Raw genomic sequence first — 3031 nt, 5'->3', positions numbered from 1 at the left:
CGGCTTCGACCTGGACGCCGACGTCGCGCCCGCCGTGGTGCAGGCGGCCTTGGACGCCGGCTTCATCGTCAACAGCCCCGGCCCGCGCACCATCCGCCTGGCGCCCCCGCTGGTCCTCACCACGGCCCAGGCCGACTCGTTCCTCGCCGCTTTCCCGGCAATCCTCCAGACAGCTAAGGACGCCCAGTGACTCCCGCAACCCGGCACTTCCTCAAGGACACCGACCTGACCCCCGCCGAACAAGCGGAGGTCCTGGAGTTGGCCGCGCGCATGAAGGCCGCGCCCTACAGCGTCCAGCCCTTCGCGGCAGAGGGCAGCGGGCGCAAGACCGTTGCCGTCATCTTCGACAAGACCTCCACCCGCACCCGGGTCTCTTTCGCCACCGGCATTGCTGACATGGGCGGCAATGCCCTCATCATCAACCCCGGCGAGGCCCAGATCGGCCACAAGGAATCCGTGGAGGACACCGCGAAGGTCCTGGAGCGCATGGTCTCCACCATCGTGTGGCGCACCGGCGCCCATGCCGGTCTGGTGGCCATGGCGGAAAATTCCAGCGTCCCGGTCATCAACGCACTTTGCGACGACTACCACCCCTGCCAGCTGCTGGCAGACCTCCTGGCCGTGAAGGAGCACAAGGGGGAGCTGAACGGCCTCACCATGAGCTACCTGGGCGACGCCGCCAACAACATGGCCAACTCCTACCTGCTGGCCGGGGTCACCGCCGGCATGCACGTCCGGATCGCCGGCCCGGAAGGTTACCTGCCCGCCGCGGACATCGTGGCCGCCGCCGAGGAGCGTGCCGCAGAGACGGGTGGCTCGGTGCTGATCACCACCGACGCCGCCAAAGCACTCCAGGGCGCCGACGTCGTGGCCACCGACACCTGGGTCTCGATGGGCCAGGAGGCGGAAAAGGAAGCGCGGCTGCGGCTGTTCCGGGAGTACTCCGTGGATGAGGAAGCCATGAAACTCGCCGCGGATGACGCCGTCGTGCTTCACTGCCTGCCCGCGTACCGGGGCTACGAGATCTCGGCGGGCGTCATCGACGGACCGCAGTCGATCGTCTGGGACGAGGCGGAAAACCGGCTGCACGCCCAGAAAGCGCTGATGGCCTGGCTGATGCACCGCTCCGGCCTTGCCTTCGTTGACGGCCTTTCGCCGGTTGAAGGTACCGGGGAGAGCACGTTCTAGTGTCCGCCCAGCCCGTGTCCCCGGGCTCCAGCCCGGCCACCAAGACTGCGCGGCAGGCACGCATCACCGCCATCCTGACCAACCAGTCGGTGCGTTCGCAGGCGGAGCTCGCCGCACTGCTCGCGGACGACGGCGTGCAGGTCACCCAGGCCACGCTGTCCCGGGACCTCGTGGAACTCGGGGCCGTGCGGGTCCGCGGCAAGGAGGGCGCCCTGGTGTACGCCGTCCCCGGCGAGGGGGGCGAGCGTGCCGCCAAGACCGGCGTGAGCCAGGAAATCCTGGACGCCCGGCTCGCCCGGCTATGCAGTGAACTGCTGGTGACGGCGGAAGCGTCGGCCAACATCGTGGTGCTCCGGACCCCTCCGGGGGCCGCGAACTTCCTGGCTCTGGCCATCGACCATTCGGTCATGCCCGCCATCCTGGGGACCATCGCCGGCGACGACACCGTGCTGCTGGTGTCCCGGGATCCGCTGGGCGGCCCCGACCTCGCAGCCCGCTTCCTGCAACTGGCCGAGGAAGCCGGGCAATAAGCTTGAAGACAACATCAAACACCCCCCACTAAGGAGCATGTGAAGTGACTGAACGCATTGTGCTCGCCTACTCAGGCGGCCTGGATACATCCGTAGCCATCGGCTGGATCGGTGAAGCCACCGGCGCCGAGGTCATCGCCGTGGCAGTCGACGTCGGACAGGGCGGCGAGTCGCTCGAAACCATCCGCCAGCGCGCCCTTGGCTGCGGCGCCGTCGAAGCCTACGTGGCAGACGCGTCCGATGAGTTCGCCAACGAATACTGCGTCCCCACCCTGAAGGCCAACGCCCTCTACCAGGGCCACTACCCGCTGGTGTCCGCCATCTCCCGCCCGGTGATCGTCAAGCACCTGGTGAAAGCCGCCCGCGAATTCGGCGCCACCACCGTTGCCCACGGCTGCACCGGCAAGGGCAACGACCAGGTCCGCTTCGAAGTGGGCATCCAGACCCTCGGCCCGGACCTGAAGTGCATCGCACCGGTCCGCGACCTCGCCCTCACCCGGGACAAGGCCATTGCCTTTGCCGAGGACAAGGGACTGCCCATCGAGACCACCAAGAAGAACCCGTACTCCATTGACCAGAATGTCTGGGGCCGCGCCGTGGAAACCGGCTACCTCGAGGACATCTGGAACGCCCCCACCAAGGACATCTACGACTACACCGCCACCCCGGAGTTCCCGCCGGCACCCGATGAGGTCATCATCTCCTTCGAAGCCGGCGTGCCGGTAGCGATCGACGGCGCCCGGGTCACCCCGCTGCAGGCCATCAAGGAACTCAACCGCCGGGCCGGCGCCCAGGGCGTGGGCCGCATCGACGTCGTCGAGGACCGCCTGGTGGGCATCAAGTCCCGCGAAATCTACGAGGCCCCCGGCGCCATGGCCCTGATCACCGCGCACAAGCACCTTGAGGACATCACCATCGAGCGTGAGCAGGCCCGTTTCAAGGCCACCGTGGGCCAGCGCTGGGCGGAACTGGTCTACGACGGCCAGTGGTTCTCCCCGCTGAAGCGCTCCCTGGACGCCTTCATCGACGACACCCAGAAGTACGTCTCCGGCGACATCCGCATGACCCTCCACGGCGGCCAGGCCATTGTGAACGGACGCCGCTCCGACACCTCCCTGTACGACTTCAACCTGGCCACCTACGACACCGGCGACACGTTCGACCAGTCCATGGCCCGAGGCTTCATCGAGCTGTGGGGCATGTCCGCCAAGGTGGCCTCCGGCCGCGACATCCGGGTCGCAGGGAAGTGACTCCCCAGCAGGGCCGACGAGCGCAGGGGTCCCCGGCCGAGCGCAGCGAGGTTGGGGTGCGCT

The 3031-nt window shown here is 68.0% G+C and carries 3 protein-coding genes and 1 pseudogene; all 4 read left to right on the top strand.

What is annotated here, in order from left to right:
* Positions 1-190 (top strand): annotated as a pseudogene (gene argD / locus AC5RTT_RS20290) (acetylornithine transaminase); the annotation flags it as partial.
* Complete coding sequence (argF, locus tag AC5RTT_RS20285; RefSeq protein ID WP_494146666.1) at positions 187-1188, top strand: ornithine carbamoyltransferase; 1002 nt, start codon at positions 187-189, stop codon at positions 1186-1188. The pseudogene argD and the gene argF, both read left to right, overlap by 4 nt.
* The gene (locus AC5RTT_RS20280; RefSeq protein ID WP_009359387.1) at positions 1188-1718 is read left to right on the top strand and encodes an arginine repressor; all 531 of its coding nucleotides are present in this window, start codon (positions 1188-1190) and stop codon (positions 1716-1718) included. The genes argF and AC5RTT_RS20280 overlap by 1 nt, the downstream gene beginning before the upstream one ends.
* 44 nt (positions 1719-1762) lie before the next feature.
* Positions 1763-2968 (top strand): argininosuccinate synthase, encoded by a 1206-nt coding sequence (locus tag AC5RTT_RS20275; protein ID WP_494146665.1) that lies wholly within the window; start codon positions 1763-1765, stop codon positions 2966-2968.
* The last annotated feature ends 63 nt before the right edge of the window (positions 2969-3031 follow it).

Source organism: Arthrobacter sp. Y3221157 (assembly GCF_059089865.1).
The sequence above is the reverse complement of the archived record's forward strand: the minus strand, read 5'-3'. Positions and strand labels throughout refer to the sequence as shown.